The organism is Trichococcus sp. TS_SC_9 (assembly GCF_056156325.1).
This window is the reverse complement of sequence record NZ_CM149591.1, coordinates 2,606,638-2,627,399: the sequence shown is the minus strand read 5'-3', so window position 1 is coordinate 2,627,399 and position 20,762 is coordinate 2,606,638. Positions and strand designations below refer to the sequence as shown.

15 protein-coding genes are annotated in these 20,762 nt (G+C 44.9%); 13 read left to right on the top strand and 2 right to left on the bottom strand.

Annotated features, from left to right (window positions below; translation table 11 throughout):
• Nucleotides 1-62 precede the first annotated feature (62 nt).
• On the bottom strand, nucleotides 63-668 hold the full coding sequence (gene plsY, locus AC0J5I_RS12780; protein ID WP_475300533.1) for a glycerol-3-phosphate 1-O-acyltransferase PlsY: 606 nt from the start codon (nucleotides 666-668) through the stop codon (nucleotides 63-65).
• A gap of 181 nt (nucleotides 669-849) precedes the next feature.
• Here plsY and parE point away from each other — a divergent pair, with 181 nt between their 5' ends.
• From parE to AC0J5I_RS12735, 9 genes are all read left to right on the top strand, one after another.
• Nucleotides 850-2,919 carry a DNA topoisomerase IV subunit B gene (gene parE / locus AC0J5I_RS12775; RefSeq protein WP_475300529.1) on the top strand — a complete coding sequence of 690 codons (2,070 nt, stop codon included), beginning with the start codon at nucleotides 850-852 and terminating at the stop codon, nucleotides 2,917-2,919.
• Between the two features lie 26 nt (nucleotides 2,920-2,945).
• Nucleotides 2,946-5,381: a DNA topoisomerase IV subunit A gene (parC, locus tag AC0J5I_RS12770; protein ID WP_475305720.1), complete on the top strand. Its 2,436-nt coding sequence runs from the start codon at nucleotides 2,946-2,948 to the stop codon at nucleotides 5,379-5,381.
• 300 nt (nucleotides 5,382-5,681) lie between these two features.
• Complete coding sequence (gene pflB / locus AC0J5I_RS12765; protein WP_107995315.1) at nucleotides 5,682-7,910, top strand: formate C-acetyltransferase; 2,229 nt, start codon at nucleotides 5,682-5,684, stop codon at nucleotides 7,908-7,910.
• Nucleotides 7,911-8,073: 163 nt separating this feature from the next.
• Nucleotides 8,074-8,835, top strand: coding sequence for a pyruvate formate-lyase-activating protein (gene pflA / locus AC0J5I_RS12760; RefSeq protein WP_107995314.1), 762 nt, complete (start codon nucleotides 8,074-8,076; stop codon nucleotides 8,833-8,835).
• Between the two features lie 99 nt (nucleotides 8,836-8,934).
• Nucleotides 8,935-9,864, top strand: a complete 930-nt coding sequence (locus AC0J5I_RS12755) for a manganese-dependent inorganic pyrophosphatase (RefSeq protein WP_107995313.1) — start codon at nucleotides 8,935-8,937, stop codon at nucleotides 9,862-9,864.
• A gap of 95 nt (nucleotides 9,865-9,959) precedes the next feature.
• On the top strand, nucleotides 9,960-10,784 hold the full coding sequence (locus tag AC0J5I_RS12750; protein ID WP_475300518.1) for a metallophosphoesterase: 825 nt from the start codon (nucleotides 9,960-9,962) through the stop codon (nucleotides 10,782-10,784).
• 153 nt (nucleotides 10,785-10,937) lie between these two features.
• Entirely contained in the window at nucleotides 10,938-11,897 is a 960-nt protein-coding gene (locus tag AC0J5I_RS12745) for a magnesium transporter CorA family protein (protein WP_475300514.1), read from the top strand.
• A 139-nt stretch (nucleotides 11,898-12,036) separates the two neighbouring features.
• Nucleotides 12,037-14,040: a type I pullulanase gene (pulA, locus tag AC0J5I_RS12740; protein ID WP_475300510.1), complete on the top strand. Its 2,004-nt coding sequence runs from the start codon at nucleotides 12,037-12,039 to the stop codon at nucleotides 14,038-14,040.
• A gap of 361 nt (nucleotides 14,041-14,401) precedes the next feature.
• Nucleotides 14,402-16,078 (top strand): peptide ABC transporter substrate-binding protein, encoded by a 1,677-nt coding sequence (locus tag AC0J5I_RS12735; protein ID WP_107995309.1) that lies wholly within the window; start codon nucleotides 14,402-14,404, stop codon nucleotides 16,076-16,078.
• A 54-nt stretch (nucleotides 16,079-16,132) separates the two neighbouring features.
• Here AC0J5I_RS12735 and AC0J5I_RS12730 read toward each other — a convergent pair whose 3' ends face one another.
• Nucleotides 16,133-16,495, bottom strand: a complete 363-nt coding sequence (locus AC0J5I_RS12730; RefSeq protein ID WP_475300504.1) for a DUF3899 domain-containing protein — start codon at nucleotides 16,493-16,495, stop codon at nucleotides 16,133-16,135.
• A 169-nt stretch (nucleotides 16,496-16,664) separates the two neighbouring features.
• Between AC0J5I_RS12730 and opp3b the strand changes: the two genes are divergently transcribed.
• Genes opp3b through AC0J5I_RS12710 form a run of 4 tightly spaced genes read left to right on the top strand, consistent with a single transcriptional unit; the run spans nucleotide 16,665 to nucleotide 20,759 of the window.
• Nucleotides 16,665-17,609: an oligopeptide ABC transporter permease gene (gene opp3b, locus AC0J5I_RS12725; protein WP_107995307.1), complete on the top strand. Its 945-nt coding sequence runs from the start codon at nucleotides 16,665-16,667 to the stop codon at nucleotides 17,607-17,609.
• Nucleotides 17,610-17,611: 2 nt separating this feature from the next.
• On the top strand, nucleotides 17,612-18,658 hold the full coding sequence (opp3C, locus tag AC0J5I_RS12720; protein ID WP_234402574.1) for an oligopeptide ABC transporter permease: 1,047 nt from the start codon (nucleotides 17,612-17,614) through the stop codon (nucleotides 18,656-18,658).
• An 11-nt stretch (nucleotides 18,659-18,669) separates the two neighbouring features.
• Nucleotides 18,670-19,815, top strand: a complete 1,146-nt coding sequence (locus AC0J5I_RS12715) for an ABC transporter ATP-binding protein (protein WP_475300495.1) — start codon at nucleotides 18,670-18,672, stop codon at nucleotides 19,813-19,815.
• Nucleotides 19,815-20,759, top strand: coding sequence for an ABC transporter ATP-binding protein (locus tag AC0J5I_RS12710; RefSeq protein WP_107995305.1), 945 nt, complete (start codon nucleotides 19,815-19,817; stop codon nucleotides 20,757-20,759). The genes AC0J5I_RS12715 and AC0J5I_RS12710 overlap by 1 nt, the downstream gene beginning before the upstream one ends.
• Nucleotides 20,760-20,762 lie beyond the last annotated feature (3 nt).

Sequence of the window (20,762 nt, the reverse complement as noted above, 5' to 3'; positions counted from 1 at the left end):
TTTGGGCCAGATAAAAGGCGGGGCAGTAAATCAACGATGATTTAGTGCCCCGCCTTATTCTGTTAATTTTCTTTAGCGCTCTTCGATTTGTAGCCGAAAGGCACTTTGCTTTCCGTTCCATTTCTGATCCGGTAAATGTTGGAACGATGGCGATAGATGATGAAGATCGTCAAAAGGATCGTAACGAGCGTCAATGGCCAATCCTTAAAAAAGAAGGAAAGAGCGACCGCCGTAAAACAGACCAGGATGCTGGATAGGCTGACCATTCTGGAGAAGTACAGGTAGATGATGAAAGCGACGACGGCTTCCCCAAAGAAAAGCGGATTGTAGGCCAACAGGATACCCGCGCTGGTGGCAACGGCTTTGCCGCCTTTGAATCCGGCGAAAAGGGGATACGTATGCCCTAGGGCCGCAACAACCCCGGTCAATAGAGGATGGATATCGACTCCCAGCCAAATCGGCAAAAGGGTCGCTGCTGAACCTTTCAGCATATCCATGACCAAAACGATGATGCCGGCTTTTTTTCCTAATACCCGGAAGGTATTGGTAGTTCCGCTGTTCCCGCTGCCGTATTTGCGGATGTCTGTTTGATAAAAATATTTTCCGATCCAAATGCCTGACGGGATGGAACCCAAAAGATAGGCCAGGACGATGACGATTGCTGTCATTCTCTCTTCACTCCTATGTTGATGCTCAGTTAATATACAATTGCAGTTCATTTTACCATTTTATCGGCTTTTTTCCTATAGGAGGCAGAATTCCGTCTTATTTTTTATACTTTCCAAAGTGAAAGTTATACAGTATGATAGAATAGATGTTCGGTTAGAACAGATACGAAGGAGTTTTTTTATGGCACAAAATAAAGAGAATAAATACAATGATGATTCCATCCAAGTGTTGGAAGGACTTGAAGCAGTCAGAAAACGGCCCGGGATGTATATCGGCTCGACTGATGCCCGCGGATTGCATCATTTAGTATATGAGATAGTCGATAATGCGGTAGATGAGGCTTTATCAGGGTATGCGGATAAGATCGACATCACGATCCATGAAGACCAAAGCATCAGCGTCAAAGATAATGGCCGCGGCATGCCTACCGGTTTGCACGCTTCAGGGGTGCCAACCATCCAAGTCATTTTCACCGTGCTGCATGCTGGAGGGAAATTCGGCCAGGGCGGTTACAAAACTTCAGGAGGTCTTCACGGAGTGGGCGCGAGTGTCGTCAATGCTCTTTCCAAATGGCTGGAAGTATCGGTCATCCGCGAGAGCACACTCTATACAATGAAATTTAAGGATGGCGGAAAACCTGCCAGCAAATTGACCAAAGCAAAAACCACTGCAAAAGCATCCGGCTCGTTGATTCATTTTTTACCTGACAAAGAGGTTTTCGGAACAGCGCAACTGTCCTACGATGTTTTGGCGGAACGGTTCCGGGAATCAGCTTTTCTGCTGAAAGGCTTAACCATCACGCTAAAGGATGAACGAACCGAACAAAGCGATACTTTTTTCTTCGAAGAAGGAATCAAGGAATTCGTTACTTACTTAAATGAAGAAAAGGATACACTGCACGATGTCGTGTATTTCAACGGGGAAGCCGATGGAATCGAAATTGAGTTCTCATTCCAGTACAACGACGGCTATTCGGAAACGATCCTGTCATTCGTCAACAACGTCCGCACAAAGGATGGCGGCACCCACGAAACCGGTGCGAAGACAGCCATCACAAAAGCCTTCAATGAATACGCCCGAAAAATGAACCTGATCAAAGAGAAGGAAAAGAATCTCGAAGGCAGCGACGTCCGCGAAGGACTTTCGGCAGTATTGTCCCTGCGTGTACCGGAGAATCTGCTCCAGTTCGAAGGGCAGACGAAGGAAAAATTAGGCACGCCGCAAGCGCGGGCAGCCGTCGATGGCCTTATCAGCGAAAAATTGAGCATTTACTTGACAGAAAATGGCGAAACAGCCCAAATGCTTTCCAGGAAATCACTTAAAGCGAGAGAGGCCAGAAATGCAGCGCGTAAAGCCCGTGAAGAGACGCGGAACGGCAAAAAACGCCAAAAAAACGAATCGCTGTTATCCGGTAAACTGACGCCTGCGCAAAGCAAAAATCCGAAAAAGAACGAACTGTACCTCGTCGAGGGTGATTCCGCCGGCGGATCCGCCAAACAAGGGCGCGACCGCAAATTCCAAGCGATACTTCCGTTGCGTGGGAAAGTCATCAACACAGAACGCGCGAGCATGCAGGATATATTGAAAAACGAGGAAATCAACACGATCATCTACACAGTCGGTGCAGGGGTAGGTGCAGATTTCGACATTAAGGATTGCAATTACGACAAAATCATCATCATGACCGATGCGGACACGGACGGTGCCCATATTCAGATTTTGTTGCTGACTTTCTTTTACCGTTACATGAAACCGTTGCTGGAAGCCGGAAAAATTTATCTAGCGCAGCCGCCCTTATACAAAGTATCCAAGGGTGTCGGCAAGAATGAAAAAATCCAGTATGCATGGACCGAAAAGGAACTGCAGGAAAAAATCGACATCATCGGCAAAGGCTATATTCTGCAACGTTACAAAGGGCTAGGGGAAATGAACGCAGATCAACTGTGGGATACAACAATGGATCCTGAAACCAGGACGTTGATCCGCGTGCTCATCGATGACAAGGCCCAAGCGGAGCGCCGGGTCACGACACTGATGGGGAATAAAGTCGAACCGCGAAGGAAATGGATCGAGAAGCATGTAGAATTTTCGATGTCCGACAATAAGAGCATTCTGGAGGAAGATATTGCGCCGGCATCCGACAGCGGGGAGGCGCATCTGCAGGATCAAGTGAAAAAAGAATCTTCAGATCAGCAGGCCGCTCATGATATAGAGCAAATTTCTTTAGATTTTGAAAGTGGTGAACAATAGTGGATAATCTGGAAATTAAAGAGCTGATGCTTGAAAACGTAATGGGAGATCGCTTCGGACGATATTCGAAGTACATCATCCAAGATCGTGCCTTGCCTGATATCCGCGACGGACTGAAGCCTGTCCAAAGGCGGATCCTTTATGCGATGGATGTTGCCGGGAATACTTCTGACAAAGGCTTCCGTAAATCGGCTAAAACAGTCGGGAATGTCATCGGTAATTACCATCCGCATGGCGATTCCAGTGTCTATGAAGCGATGGTTCGGTTGAGCCAAGATTGGAAGATGCGGGAAGTATTAGTCGAAATGCACGGCAATAACGGGAGCATGGATGGGGACTCAGCCGCTGCGATGCGGTATACCGAGGCCAGGTTGTCAAAAATCTCTGCTGAACTGTTGCGCGACATCGACAAAGAAACAGTAGACTTTGTGCTGAACTTCGACGATACCGATCAGGAGCCGACCGTATTGCCGGCTCGCTACCCGAATCTTTTGGTTAACGGCGCCACCGGCATATCCGCCGGTTACGCGACCGATATTCCACCGCATAATTTAGGCGAGGTCATCGATGCGACCTTGCATCTGATCGATCACCCTGAGGCGGAGCTCAAAGCGCTCATGAAATATGTAAAAGGACCCGATTTCCCTACCGGGGCGATTATACAGGGTTTGGATGGCCTGAAGGACGCTTATAACACTGGCAAAGGGAAAGTTGTCGTTCGTTCGCGCACCTCCATTGAGAGTATCCGCGGCGGCAAACAGCAGATCGTCATTTCGGAAATCCCTTATGACGTCAACAAAGCGACGCTAGTCAAGCGAATGGACGAAATCCGCATCAACCGCAAGATCGAAGGGATCGCCGAAGTGCGGGATGAATCAGACCGCTCTGGGCTGCAAATCGTTGTCGAACTGAAAAAAGAAGCGAACGCGGAAGGGATCCTCAATTATTTGCTCAAAAATACGGATCTGCAAGTGAACTACAACTTCAATATGGTAGCAATCGACGAGCGTCGTCCGAAGCAGGTAGGCTTGCACCAAATACTGAAAGCCTATATTCGTCACCAGAAAATCGTCATCACCCGCAGGACGAATTACAGCCTGAAAAAGGCAGAAACGCGTCTGCATATCGTGGATGCATTGATCAGAGTCATTTCAATTCTCGATGAAGTCATCCAATTGATCCGTGACAGTAAAGACAAAAAGGACTCCAAACAGAATCTGATGAAGCAGTATGCATTTTCGGAACCGCAATCGGAAGCGATTGTATCCTTGCAGCTTTACCGGTTATCGAATACGGACATCACCGCCCTCCAGAACGAAAAACTGGAACTGAATGAGCAGATTGCGACTTACCACGAAATCCTGAAACAGGAAAAAACGTTGTACGCTGTGATGAAGACAGAACTAGCCTCAGTCAAAAAACAATACGCGAATCCTCGCCGGACTACGATCCAGCATGAAATCGAGGAAATCAAAATCGACACGGAAGTTCTCGTGCCTGTGGAGGAAGTCGTTGTCTTGATCACGAAAGAGGGCTACTACAAGCGCACCAGCCTGCGCTCATTTGGAGCCTCGACAATCGCCGAAATCGGCTTGCGCGAAGGAGATAAGCCGCTATTTGTCGGGAAAGCATCTACCCTTGATGCGATCGTGATGTTCACTAATAAGGGAGACTATCTTCATTTTCCGATCCATGAATTGCCGGAACTGAAATGGAAAGATACGGGTAATCATATATCCCAAAACATTCCCTTCGCTCCGGAAGAAAAAATCATCAGCGTAGAAATTCTCCCGAACAACAGTGAACCAACCGGGACAATCCTATTCGTGTCAAAAGAAGGCTACATTAAACAGACACTGATGAGCGACTTCCGGACTTTCCGGGGCTACAGAAACAAAAAAGCGGTCGCTATGAAGCTGAAGAGCGAAACGGATGCGATTGTCTCCATCCAACGCTTGGAGGATCAACAAAATTACGATGTTCTCCTTGTGACCCATTTCGGATTCAGCCTGCGTTACGCTGTGAATGAAGTAGGCATTATCGGTACGCGCGCCAGCGGGGTCAAGTCCATCAATCTGAAAGACGGAGACATTGTGGTCGGGGGTGCCGCCTTTAAAGAAGGTGATGAGGACTTCCCAATCCTTGTGGTCACGCAAAGAGGGAACATCAAAAAATTCAAATCCGGCGAAGTCCCAATTTTGGGCCGCGCGAAACGGGGATTGATGCTGCTTAAGGAATTGAAGGCCAAGCCGCACCGCATCATCTTTATGGATTGCAATCTAGCATTGCCTAACCGATATGCGATCCGCACCACAGTTGGGAATAGCGTTGTGGTGGAAAGCAAAGAAACACCTTTCAGTCCTAGGTATTCGAACGGCAGTTTCGCTATCAACGAGAAGACGGATGGCGAAGTATCGGACATCGAGAAAGAGTTTGATTTTTCACAAATTAGAATTTTCTAATTAACTGTTATAAACAAAAAGCCAAAACGGAAACTGTGTAATAATACAGTTTCTGTTTTTTTATGAAACAGATTTTCCATCAAAATAAAGGTTTCACTAACTAATCGAAAGCTCTCTTCGTTTTTTTGACTTCCAGAACGTTGTTATATCAACGTTTTTAAATATTTTTCGAAAAGTTTACAAAAAGTTCGAAAAAAAGATTGATAGTTGTTGCACTTTCATCTGTACGTGTTATAATATTCATGTAGAAACCTGTTACACATATCACAATGTGAAAGCACTTTATAGGAGGAATATATAATGGAACAATGGCAAGGGTTTAAAGGAAAAACTTGGAAAGAAGAAGTCGACGTAAGAGACTTCATCATCAACAACTTCTCTGAATACACAGGCGACGAAAGCTTCTTGGCTGGTCCTACTGAAACAACAACTCTATTATGGGATCAAGTTATGGATCTTACTAAGCAAGAAAGAGAAGCTGGCGGCGTATTGGACATGGATACTAAAGTTGTATCTTCCATCACTTCCCATGCAGCAGGCTACCTGAACAAAGAAAAAGAGCAAATCGTCGGTTTCCAAACTGAAAAACCACTTAAACGCAGCTTGATGCCTTACGGCGGTATCCGCATGAGCGAACAGGCTTGTGAAGAAGCTGGCTACAAAGTTGATCCAGAAGTTTCTATGATTTTCCGCGACTACAGAAAAACACATAACCAAGGCGTATTTGACGCTTACACTCCAGAAATGCGTGCAGCAAGAACAACCGGCGTCATCACAGGCTTACCGGATGCATACGGCCGCGGCCGCATCATCGGCGACTACCGTCGTGTAGCTTTATACGGTGTGGACTTCCTGATGCAAGACAAATTAAATGAATTCGCTAAAATCGGCGACGGCACGATGACTGAAGAAATCATCCGTTTGAGAGAAGAATTCAGCGAACAATACCGCGCTTTGAAAGAATTGAAAGAATTAGGAAACATCTACGGATTTGATATTTCCAAACCAGCAACAACCGCTCAAGAAGCTTTCCAATGGTTATACTTCGGGTACTTGGCTGCTGTTAAACAACAAAATGGTGCAGCAATGTCATTAGGTCGTACTTCAACTTTCTTGGATATCTATATCCAACGTGATCTTGAAAACGGAACATTGACTGAAGAAACGGCTCAAGAAATCGTTGACCACTTCGTAATGAAATTGCGTATGATCAAATTTGCACGTACGCCAGAATACCAAGAATTGTACTCAGGAGATCCACAATGGGTTACTGAATCAATCGCCGGTATGGCACATGATGGCCGCTCAATGGTCACAAAATCAAGCTTCCGTTTCTTGAACACATTGACTAACTTAGGCGCAGCTCCAGAGCCTAACTTGACAGTTCTTTGGTCAACTAGATTGCCTGACGGATTCAAAAAATACTGTGCTAAAATGTCTATCGAAACAAGCGCTATCCAATACGAAAATGATGACATCATGACTCTTGAATGGGGCGATGACTACGGAATCGCTTGCTGCGTATCCGCGATGAGAATCGGGAAACAAATGCAATTCTTCGGAGCGCGTGCTAACTTGGCTAAAACATTGCTTTACGCAATCAATGGCGGGATTGACGAAACTAAGAAAAAACAAGTTGGACCTAAATTGCAACCAATCACTTCAGAATACCTTGATTACGCTGAAGTTACTGAAAAATTCGATGTAATGATGGACTGGATCGTAGCTTTGTATGTGAATACATTGAACGTTATCCACTACATGCATGACAAATATTCATACGAATCATTGGAAATGGCTTTGCATGATACACACGTTGTCCGCACATTGGCAACTGGTGTGGCTGGATTCTCAGTTACAATCGACTCACTTTCTGCTATCAAATACGCGAAAGTTAAACCAATCCGCGACGAAAACGGCATTGCTGTTGACTTCGAAATCGAAGGCGACTTCCCTAAATATGGTAACAATGATGATCGTGCTGACCAAATCGGTATCGACTTGTTGAAACAGTACATGGGCAAAGTTAAGAAACACCAAACATACCGCAACTCTATCCCTACAACTTCTGTCCTTACAATCACTTCTAACGTGGTTTACGGTAAGAAAACTGGTAGCACGCCAGACGGACGTAAAGCCGGCGAACCATTCGCACCTGGTGCTAACCCAATGCACGGAAGAGATACTCACGGCGCTTTGGCAAGTTTGTCTTCAGTAGCTAAGATCCCTTACAAATATTCATTGGATGGTATCTCAAATACATTCTCAATCATCCCTAAAGCTTTGGGACGTGAAGAAGAAGTTCAAAAAGAAAACTTGACTGCAATGATGGATGGCTACATCGCTAAAGGCGGACACCACTTGAACGTCAACGTATTCAACCGTGAAACATTGCTTGACGCTATGGATCACCCAGAAAACTACCCACAATTGACGATCCGTGTTTCCGGATACGCTGTTAACTTCATCAAGTTGACTCGCGAACAACAAATGGACGTTATCAACCGTACAATGCACGAAATGATGTAATCTGCTTCAACTTGCATATTAATCGTATAAATTTAAACGGATGGATCATTTGATTCATCCGTTTTCTATCAAAGGGAGCGAAAGGTCGCTCTTTTTGATAGGAAATATTCCTTATGCGAGATACAATGAGATTAAGAAATAAACGACAGAGGAGTTTTTTTAAATGACTGAACCCTTAAAAGGATTTGTGCATTCAACAGAGAGTTTCGGTTCCGTTGATGGGCCCGGAATCCGTTTTATTATATTTATGCAAGGCTGCCGCATGCGTTGCCAATTCTGCCATAACCCGGACACCTGGAACATCGGTGGCGGCAATGAGATGACAAGCGATGAATTGCTGAACATGGCCTTGCAATACAAGCCCTTCTGGGGACAAAAAGGCGGCATTACCGTCAGCGGCGGCGAACCGCTACTGCAGATCGACTTTTTGATTGAATTGTTCACGAAAGCCAAAGCCCAGGGCGTGCATACGACACTGGACACTTGCGGCTTGCCGTTCACTTATGATGAACCATTCTTCAGCCAATTCAACAAACTCTTGGCTGTGACCGATTTGATCCTGTTGGACATCAAACACATCGACAGCGGGAAGCACAAAGAATTGACAATGTGGCCGAACGAAAGCATCATCGAGCTGGCGAAATATTTGTCGGAAATCAATCAACCGATTTGGGTCCGTCATGTGCTGATTCCGGAACGGACAGACTATGATGATTTCTTGATCCGTCTGGACGCTTTCCTCAAAACATTGAAAAACATCGTCAAAGTGGAGATTCTGCCTTACCATAAAATGGGCGTCTACAAGTGGGAAACATTGGGAATCCCTTATCAATTGGACGGAATCGATCCGCCAACCGCCGAGCGCGTCGAAAATGCCAGAAAACTTCTGCATACGGAAGACTACAAAGGTTACTTGGATCTGTAAAATAATACTATTTTTAAAGGAAGAAAAGAGAATTGCCATTGCTCTTTTCTTCCTTTTTTATTATGATAAATTTAGACAATGGAAGAGAGAGTGAATTGAATGAACAAACTGTTAGTTTTTGGGCACCAAAATCCGGATACGGATGCGATCACATCCGCTATCGCATATGCTTACTATCTGAATCAAAACGGAATCGAAGCCGAAGCCGTTGCGCTGGGCCTGCCGAGTGAGGAAACAGCCTATGCTCTGAATCAATTCAAGACAGAGGCTCCGCGCGTCATCGCGACTGCGGCAAACGAAACGGATACGGTTGCTTTGGTCGACCATAACGAAGCGCAACAAAGCGTCAGCGACATCAAAGATGTTGAAGTGTATGCCGTCGTGGACCACCACCGCATCGCGAACTTCGAAACGGCCAACCCGTTGTATTACCGTGCAGAGCCAGTCGGTTGCACGAATACGATCCTTTACAAAATGTACAAGGAAAAGAACATCGCAATCCCAGCCGACATCGCCGGCTTGATGCTTTCTGCCATCATTTCCGATACGTTATTGTTCAAATCGCCGACCTGCACGCCGGAAGATGAAGAAGCGGCAGCAGCTTTGACGGAAATCGCCGGTGTTTCCTTGAATGAATATGGCCTTGCAATGCTTAAAGCCGGAACGAATCTGGACGATAAGTCGATTGCTGAATTGTTGACTTTGGACGCTAAATCCTTCCCTATGGGCGACAAAAACGTCCGCATCGCACAAGTGAATACTGTCGACGTTCAAGATGTTCTGAATAGACAAATTGAGCTTGTTACCGCCATGGAAGCTGAAAACGGCGCGCAAGGTTATGATGTCTTCTTATTGGTGATCACCAACATCATCGACAGCGATTCTGCTTTATTGGCTGTAGGTTCGCATTTGGGCACAGTCGAGGCAGCATTTGGTGTCTCGTTGAACCAAAATGTTGCGTTGCTGCCGGGCGTTGTTTCACGCAAAAAACAAGTAGTGCCGCCATTGACGGAAGCATTCTCGAAATAATCACTGCGAAAGGGCGGAGCTGCAACTCAGTTAATCTGATATGCATCTTCGCTCTTTTTTACACCATCATTAAGGAAAAGGAGGGGGTTGAGGACGTGAAAATTGGTGTATTGTCGGATCTGCATATAGACTCTAATGCGAAAAGGCTGGCGCCAGGGCAAACGTTTGACCATCTCTTGGCGGAGCTGCTCTATAATCAAGAAATCGACTTGCTGTTGTTGGCGGGGGACGTCTCTTCTGATTACCACGATACCTTTACTTTCTTGGATCGCATGCGTGACCATAACGTTTCGAAAATCCAATTCGTGCCCGGAAACCATGATTTCTGGTCCATCCGCAATCACGAAGAGGATACGGACCGCATCTATCAATTGTTCAAGGAACGGGATGAAAATCCTGTCGGAAATCCGTTTCTGATCGGGGATAAATGGGCAGTGGTGGGGAATCCGGGTTGGTATGATTATGGGTTCGCCAGTGACCGCTATACAATAGAAGAGTTTTCCAGGAAAAAGCTGAAAGTCGGCGGTTGGAATGACCGCCAATATGTGCATTGGTCTAAGGATGATCGCGCAGTTGCAGCAGCCATGCAGGAGGAACTGGAAAACGACCTGAAGGAAGTCAGCGACCGGAAAATAATCATGATGACACATGTTGTGACGCATCCGCAATTCGTCATCCCGCTCCCGCATAAGGTATACGATTACTACAATGCTTTCCTCGGCAGCAAAAGCTATATGCAACTGTATGATCGCTACCCGATTACGCACAGCATCATGGGCCATGTCCACTTCCGGAAAATGCTGCATGAGAATGATACGACGTTCTATTGCGCCTGCCTCGGCAATGCGCGGCATTGGTATACGGAGGACCCTTACATCGAAATGGCTTATACAATGGAAGAAATCATGGTTGACATGTAAAGGGCAGCTTTCACTTGGTGGTTCAGGGACCGGATTGCACCCAGCCTTTGAGAGAGGGTTATTGCTTTCCTTTTGGCAAAAATAAGTTATGCTTATCTTGTGGGCACGCACATATAGCACATTCAGAATACAACAAGTTAGAGGTGGGTTTCAATGAGAGCATTCGACTTGTCGGATAAAGGAGTATATACGCAAACGAAGGACTGGAAAGCGGCCGATTGGATTCATGTGGAGAATCCGAGCAGCGATGATGTTGAGGATTTAATGACAATTTTCGGCATTCCAAAGGACTACATCATGGATTCGTTGGACGAATATGAGATCCCGCGACAGGAGAAGGTCAAAAATGGGGGAGGGGACGATATTAATCTTCTGATCGTCCTCTTCCCAAAAATGCGATCGGTGCAGGAAAAATATACGGAGTATCATACGTATCCCCATCCCCTATCGATCATAACGATCAATGGGACCTTGATCACGGTCTGCAAAGAAACGCCTTTCTTTATGACACGCATTATGAAGAACGAGTCCTTCAAAAATGAACCAGCAACAACGCAACAGCATATTATTCTATACATACTATGGGAATTGACTAAGAGTTTTGTTCACCACCTGAGGGAAATCGATGGCATCATCGAAGATCTGCAGATTCAAATAACCAGCGCCACCCATAATGAATATTTTTATAAGCTGATTGCACTGCACAAGAGTTTGGTGTATTTTGAGACATCCATCAACAAAAATCATCCTTTGATAACAGAGTCCATCCATGAGGCGGTTTTAGGGGATGATGTACAAAGCCAGGAGTTGCTGCGTGATATCATCGATATCTCAAGCCAAGCAGAAGTGATGGTCACCGAATCAAGCAAAATGATCGATCAGCTGAGCGAAGTGTTTTCGAGCGTGATTACAAACAACTTGAACAACATCATGAAAGTTTTGACTTCGATCACCATCGTCCTGACAATCCCGACCATCATGGCAGGGTTCTGGGGCATGAATGTCGATCTGCCTTTTGAAAATCATCCCTGGGCGTTCGGCATCACTAGTCTGATCACAATCTTCATCTGTTTTTTAACGGTCTATTGGTTGAAGAAGAAAGATTACTTCTGAAATGGCGTGTGAATATTGATGAGTAACATCATTCTAAGCGTAGTCGGCAATTATTTCTGTCGGTTACGCTTTTTGCTGTACCATTTGGGTACAGGAAATCTGCCCGGGTTGGTATACTATAGGAGGGAGGTGATGCGAGATGGTGGAAGATTTCCAGGGATGGTTGGAGAGCTATGATTTAGAGAAACTCTTCAGCGACAAGAGGGATAGAGAAACAATCGACAAGGAAATGTTTCTCTTCGTCCGATCGAATGATTTTGACAACTACTTTTCTTATGACGGCGCATTGGGAGCGCTGTATGAAAAAGAAGGCACGCTATTGAGAATCTGGACCCCAACAGCCAAATCCGTGGAAGTTTGGATTTATGCGGACGCTTCCCTCAAGGGCAAATCAAAAAAAATATCGATGGTGCAGAAACCAAAGGGGATATTCGAGGCTTACCTGCCAGGTGATCAGCACGGTACTATTTATGTCTACAATATTTTGTTCCTGAACAATCATGAAACCATCACGGTTGATCCCTACGCCCGCGCTACGACGGTAAATGGAATAAAATCGGTCATTACGGACTTGCTCAGGACAAATCCGGTCGGGTGGGGGGGACGTCTGCCTGCCTTCGGTCTTCCGGAAGAATCAATCATTTATGAGCTGCATATTCGGGATTTTTCCATATCCGAAACGAGTGGGATCGTGAACAAAGGGAAATTCCTGGGTTTGACTGAACAAAATACAAAAAACCCCAGTGGGATAAGCACGGGTTTGGATCACCTGATTGATTTGGGAATCACCCATGTCCAGATTTTACCGATGTTCGATTATGCCACAGTCGACGAGGCGAATCTGACGAAACCGCAATACAATTGGGGCTATGACCCGCTGAACTATAATGTGCCGGAAGGCTCCTATTCCAGCAACCCTTTCGACCCATTCAACAGGATCATCGAATTGAAGGAAATGATCCAAACGCTGCATGCCAACGGTCTGAGGGTGATCATGGATGTCGTCTACAACCACGTCTACGATCCAAAAGATCAAGCTTTGGAAAGGTCGGTTCCGGGCTATTTTTACCGTTACGACGCCGATGGGGCGCTGGCGAATGGCACCGGCGTCGGAAATGATACGGCGTCGGAAAGACATATGATGCGCAAATACATCATCGACAGCGTAAAATACTGGGCAAACGAATACCATCTTGATGGTTTCCGCTTCGATCTGATGGGAATCCACGACTCGGTCACAATGAATGCGATCCGGGAAGCGTTGGATAAAATCGACCCGTCCATTATCCTCATCGGTGAGGGATGGGAAATGAGTACGCCACTCCCGGAGGACTTAAAAGCTTCCCAGAGAAATGCCCAAGCGATGCCAAGAATTGCCCATTTCAACGATTCAATCCGGGTAGCTTTGAAAGGCAGTGATTTGGGTGACGAAAAGGACAGGGGCTTCATCAGCGGCAAAAATTATCAGGAAGATCTACTGATCCGAAACATAAAAGGCGGCATGCATCTTTCCAGCCATAGCAATTTCATCGACCCTGAACAAGTCATCCAGTATGTGGAAGCGCATGATAATTTGACGCTTTACGATAAATTATTGCGGTCCAATCCGAATGACAGTGAAGAGGTGCGCATAAAAAGACACACATTGGCAACGAGCATTGTGTTGCTGTCTCAAGGTATTCCCTTTATCCATGGCGGACAGGAATTTCTAAGGACAAAAGAAGGGGTAGCCAACAGCTATCAGTCTCCCGATGAAATCAACCAGTTTGAATGGGAGCGGATGACAATGTTTCAGCAATCAGTGGCCTACGTAAAAGGTCTGATTGCGCTGCGCAAAAGCGAGTATTTGTTCCGCATGCATACCCACGAAGAAATTGAAGCGCATTTCACACCGCTCAGCGAAAATTTCAATATCGTGGCCTTTGCTTTGCACGACGAAGACAAAAAGTATATCGTCGTTTTCAATGCGAATCAAAATGATACGTTTTTTCGGATGGAAAAAAGAAAATATGCCACCCTTGTTGAAGACAACCAGGTATTCTTGGATCGAAAGTTTGAAGCAGCCGTGATGGATACAGTTCTAGTCAAAGCTCATACGACCTCCGTATTTTATGCGGAAAACCAGAAAGAAAATGATATTTAAACAGGATTGTGTACGTATTTTTTTGTGAAAACGATTAAATATCTCTTTATCATGCAAATATACCAACATTCATATATTAAATCAATGTTTCTTAATAAACAAATGTTCATACCTTGTTTTTGCCGTTTTGACAACATTTGGTTTCGCTTACAAATATTTTTGAATGTTCTAACATGACGTGTTAGATTCTCAATATATATCTAATATCCGTAAATATACTCAAAATAAGTGTAAATATGAATATGTTAATCTAAATTTAATCAATTTATTAAATTCCCAAACTTGATTTTAATATCAGTCAGAACTATAATTAACCTTACTATAGAAATTATAGAAACAGTGGGAATGGGGGAAAAGAAATATGGGCAACAAGAAACTTTCATCTTTAGTGTTATTATCTTTAAGCTCCGCACTTGTATTAGCTGCATGTGGCGGAGAGGGAAGCACGGCCGATTCATCAGAGTCTGCAGGTGCAAAAGACAGCGATCAGGTGTTAAATCTGATTGAAAGCGCTGAAATCCCTACAATGGATTCTGTGCAAGCTACGGATACAGTCGCGTTTACTGCTTTGAGCAACGTAAATGAAGGTCTGTATCGCCAAGGTTTGGATGGAACGGTTGAATTAGGTATCGCAGCAGAAGATCCTACAGTCAGCGAAGACGGTTTGGTATACACTTTCACTATTCGTGATGAAGCGAACTGGTCAAACGGTGAGCCTGTTACGGCAGAAGATTTTGTTTATTCATGGCGTAAATTGGTGGACCCTGCATCGGCTGCATCTTATTCATACATGATGGCAGGTGTTGTTGCCAACGCAACTGAAATTATCGATGGCGCAGTTGAGCCTGAAAAATTAGGCGTTAAAGCAGTCGATGAAAAAACGTTGGAAATCACGTTAGCTTCTCCAGTGCCATACTTCAAAGATCTTTTGACATTGGCTATGTTCTTCCCTCAAAATCAAGCTTTTGTTGAAGAACAAGGCGACCAATACGCCTTAAGCAGTGATGCTTTATTGTACAATGGACCATTTGTATTAGCTAACTGGGATGCAGCAAGCTTGTCATGGACGTATGAACCAAATGCTGAGTACTGGGATAAAGACGCTGTAAAATTGGATGCAATCAACGTAGAAGTCATCAAAGAAACTTCCACTGCTTTGAATCTGTATGATACAGATGCGATCGACCGTATGATTTTGACTGGGGAATACGTAACACAAAGAACCGGTGATGCTGAATTGCACACAATGCCGACTTCTTCAGTATTCTACTTGAAATTCAACCAACAAAGAGAAAATACACCGTTACTGAATGCTAATATCCGTAAAGCTTTAGCTATGGCTTTCGACAAAGAAGCATACGCTGATGTTGTCTTGCAAAATGGTTCTATTCCTGCAAATGGATTGGTTCCTGAAAAACTTGCTTTGGACCCATCAACAGGCGAAGATTACCGTGAACAAAATGGCGATCTTTTGACTTTCAACGCTGAAGAAGCTAAAACATACTTTGAAAAAGGTTTGGCTGAATTGGGTGTTGAGTCAATCACTTTGGAATTGTTGAGCGATGACACAGAAAATGCGAAACGTTCTTCTGAATTCCTGCAAAGCCAATTACAGACAAACCTGCCTGGCTTGACTGTAACATTGCGTAATGTACCTTTCAAAGTCCGTCTAGAAGCTGATACTGCCGGCGAATACGATATCGCTTTATCCGGATGGGGAGCAGACTACGCTGACCCAATCAACTTCCTGGAATTGTTCCAGACAGAAAACGGCAACAACAAATCAGGTTACTCTAACGCTGAATACGATGCTTTGATCGATGAAGCACGTACAAACGTGACTGACCTTGATGCAAGATGGGCTAGCCTGCTTGCTGCTGAAAAGATCTTGATGGAAGATGCGGGAATCGCACCTCTATATCAACGTTCTTATGCAGTTCTGCAAAAACCGTATGTCACAGATTTGGGCGAGCACTTAGTCGGTGCTGACTACTCATATAAATGGGCCTCAAATTCTGGAGCACAGAACGTGGATTAATTAAGGCAATAAAAAATCCATCTGGCATACATTCATGCCAGATGGATGTTTTATTTATAAAATATAATCCCAGAGACAGATCATGCTGATCCCCAACAGTAACAGACCGATAGTCAAGATATTTTGATAACTTTTCCCGACGGAAGATGATAAAGCATGCGGATTCAATGGTTCTTTGAAGCCATCCTCCTTTGGATCTCTTCTGAGCGTTTTTCTGACGCTGTAGTGGAAGAAATCGAAACTTCCGGAAGCCAACACGAGGCCGGATAAACCGATAATCAACAAAATACCCGCTATCATGAACAGGATGTTGGATGTTTCGGTCCAACTTAAGGATCCATATTTAATCAGTTGATATACCAGTGCACATATAAAAATGAATAATGAAACAAGTATGTTTTTTTTTGTGAAGTTCACTTATTTTGGCTCCTTTTTGTTTTCTCAATTTTAAATGTACAAAAAAAAGAAAGAAAACTCAATTAAAATATGATTTGATTTTGTGTTCATTTTCTTTTTTGTATATTTAAATATGATATACTATCAGGTGCTATTTACAAAATAACTAAATAATGGAGGATGACAAACGATGAAAAGTTATGCAAAGTACATCGGCAAGCGTATTTTATACATGGCAATTACTTTGTTTTTGATTGCATCGATAACTTTTTTTCTGATGAAAGCTTTGCCGGGTACACCATACAGTAACCAAGACAAGTTATCTGAGGAACAAATTTTTATCATGAATGAGAAGTATGGGCTGAATAAACCGATTATGGTCCAATACGCAGTCTACATTTTTGGACTACTACGTGGAGACATGGGTGTTTCATTCCAATTCAACAATACACCGGTTACGGATTTGTTGAGCAGCAGAATTGGACCCTCCATGCAATTAGGGCTTCAAGCAGTTATCATAGGAACGATCCTCGGTATTGTGCTGGGTGTAATCGCAGCAATGAGACAGGGTACTTGGGTGGATACAGTTGCCACTTTGACAGCCATTGTCGGCCGCTCGATCCCTAACTTTGTTTTTGCTGTTATTCTTCAATTGGTATTCGGCGTATGGCTGAAAATCTTGCCGATCGCACTATGGAATGAAGGCTTCCGTTCTTCGATTCTGCCTACGATCGCGTTGAGCATTTCACCGCTGGCCGATTCGGCCCGGTTCATGCGAACCGAAATGGTCGATGTCTTGGGCAGCGACTATGTCGAACTCGCGAGAGCAAAAGGCCTGAGCCGTTGGGAAGTCGCATTCAAACACGGTATCCGTAATGCGCTGATTCCTTTAGTAACTATCATAGGCCCGATGACAGTCGGTTTGATGACAGGTTCGATGGTTGTTGAAAATATTTTTGCCATCCCTGGAATCGGGGAACAGTTCGTAAAATCCATCCTGACAAATGATTATCCGACAATCATGGGCGTTACGATGATGTATTCGACCATGTTGGTGATCGTCATTTTGTTGGTTGACATCCTTTATGGTATCATCGACCCTCGTATCAGAGTCGCTACAGAAGGAGGGGAATAAGAATGAGTGAAAATGAATTACGCAGTACAACAACTATGCCGACAGTCACGAAAGATCTTTTCGAAACGGCATCCGAGTCCAGTATGCAGGACAAAGAGAAAATCTCAGCGCCTTCCCTGAGCTTTATGGCAGATTCTTGGCGTCGTCTGAAGAAAAATAAAGTTGCCATGGTCAGTTTGATCATCTTGATCATCATCAGCATGTCCAGTTTGTTGGCTCCTGTCATCGCACCGCATGACCCGAATGCGCAAACGGTTCAGTACGCTAATATGCCCCCGAAGATTCCCGGTATCGACATTAATGGTTTGAACGGAACCGTGAAGCAGAATGGCGTCGTCATCGATAAGTACGAGGCGTCCAACGTTCCTGAGGATGTTTACTATTATCTTGGTACAGACAGCTTGGGTCGCGATTTGTTGTCGCGTATCCTGTACGGGACTCGCGTATCTTTATTCATTGCTTTTATGGCAGCCTTTTTCAATCTTACACTCGGTGTTGTCTATGGTCTGACATCCGGCTGGTTAGGTGGAAAAGTCGACAATATCATGCAGCGAATTCTTGAAATCCTTTCGGGTGTGCCTAACTTGGTAGTCGTTATTTTGATGTTGCTTGTTTTGAAGCCCGGCATTAGTTCCATCATTATTGCTTTGGCTTTGACTGAATGGCTTTCGATGGCGCGTGTCGTCCGCGCGCAAACCTTGAAATTAAAAAATCAAGAATACATCCTGGCTGCCCGCACGTTGGGTCAATCACCGATGAAAATTGCATTCGGGCACATTTTGCCTAACTTGGCAGGTGTCATCATCATTCAAGTTATGTTCTCTATTCCATCGGCTATCTTCTTCGAAGCGTTCTTGAGCTTTATCGGTATCGGTATTCCTGCTCCCAACGCATCGCTGGGTACATTGATCAACGATGGTTACAAGACATTCCGTTTCTTGCCGCATCTGATGTGGTATCCAGCCGGAATCATGAGCGTCATCATGATTTGCTTCAACTTGTTGGCTGATGGACTCCGTGACGCGTTCGATCCAAAAATGAGAGATTAGGAGGTAACCAGATGGAAAATATATTGGAAGTAAAAGACCTACAAATTACTTTTGATACCTATGCAGGTAAAGTAAAAGCTATCCGTGGCGTCAGTTTTGACCTGAAGCCAGGTGAAACATTAGCCATCGTTGGTGAATCCGGCTCTGGTAAATCAGTGACTAGCCGCAGCATCATGCGTCTATTGGCAAACAACGCCAACATTGAACACGGTCAAATCTTGTTCAAAGGCGAAGATTTAGTGCACAAAACCGAAAAACAAATGCAGAAGATCCGTGGTTCGGAAATCGCAATGATTTTCCAAGATCCGATGACTTCTTTGAATCCTACTCAAAAAATCGGCAAACAGATCGCTGAACCAATCATCAAACATCAAAACATCAGCAAGGAAGAAGCCTATAAAAAAGCTGAAGAATTACTGCAGCTAGTAGGTATCCCAAGCCCTGCCAAAAGAATGAAGCAGTACCCGCACCAATTCTCAGGCGGTCAACGCCAACGGATCGTCATTGCGATCGCATTGGGTTGCAACCCGGATATTCTGATTGCGGATGAACCGACTACAGCGCTTGACGTTACGATCCAAGCGCAAATCCTGGAGTTGATGAAGGATCTGCAGCAGAAAATCAAGACATCAATCATTTTCATCACCCACGATTTGGGTGTAGTGGCGAACGTCGCTGACCGTGTAGCCGTTATGTATGCCGGCAAAATCGTCGAAGTAGGGACTGTCGATGAAATTTTCTACAACCCGCAACACCCTTACACTTGGGGGCTGTTGAGCTCGATGCCTACATTGGACACTGCAGGATCGCTGTACGCAATCCCGGGAACACCTCCGGACTTGTTGGATCCTCCGACTGGTGATGCATTTGCGCCACGGAGTGAATATGCAATGAAGATCGACACCATGTACGATCCGCCATTCTTTCAGGTATCTGATACCCATTCGGCCGCTACCTGGTTGTTGCATCCTGACGCACCGTCTGTGAATCCTCCCATAGGCATCATGAACCGACGCGCGACTTTCTCCGAAATGAAACTCGCACCATCCGATGAATTGAAAGTAATGGACACATCAGACAAGGAACAGGCTGTATTGCCTCACGGAAATGGCCCTGCCATCGATCCGAAAATCACTGAGAAAGGAGGACTGCTGTAATGTATGACTCAACAGGACAGAAAAAGATTCTGGAAGTAAAAAACTTGAAGCAATATTTCAACGTCGGCACAAAGAATGAAGTACGCGCAGTTGATGATGTTTCCTTTGATATCTACGAAGGCGAAACACTTGGCTTGGTAGGCGAATCCGGTTGTGGAAAAACGACGACTGGTCGCGCAATCATCCGATTGTACAACCCGACTTCCGGTGAAATCTTTTTCGATGGCACCGAAATCCATACGCTGCATGACAGAAAAGAGCAACTGGCTTTCCGTAAAGATATGCAGATGATTTTCCAGGATCCTTATGCATCTTTGAATCCCCGCATGAAAGTGCGTGATATCGTTGCGGAAGGTTTGAAGATCCATGGGCTTGCGACTACTGAGAAGGAAGTCGATGACCAGGTTGCGGAATTGTTGGATTTGGTCGGATTGAATAAAGATCATTCTTCCCGTTATCCGCATGAGTTCTCCGGCGGTCAAAGACAGCGTATCGGAATCGCAAGAGCCTTAGCGGTAAATCCAAAACTCATCATTGCCGATGAGCCCATTTCCGCGTTGGACGTATCCATTCAGGCGCAAGTGGTCAACTTGCTGATGGAATTGCAGAAAAAACAAAAACTGACTTTCTTGTTCATCGCGCATGATCTGTCGATGGTCAAGTACATCAGCAACCGTATCGGCGTTATGTACTTCGGCAAATTGGTCGAATTAGCGCCCGCAGACGACGTTTACAACAAACCTTTACATCCTTATACGGAAAGCCTGTTATCGGCCATACCGCTGCCGGATCCGGTCTATGAGCGCACCCGCACCCGCTTCACCTATGTCCCTCGGGAAGAGAATGGTGAGCCGGAAGCAATGAGGGAAATCGTTCCAGGGCACTTTGTATATTGCCGCGAATCCGATGTTCCCGTTTTGAAAGAGAAATACGAAAATTATTGATAC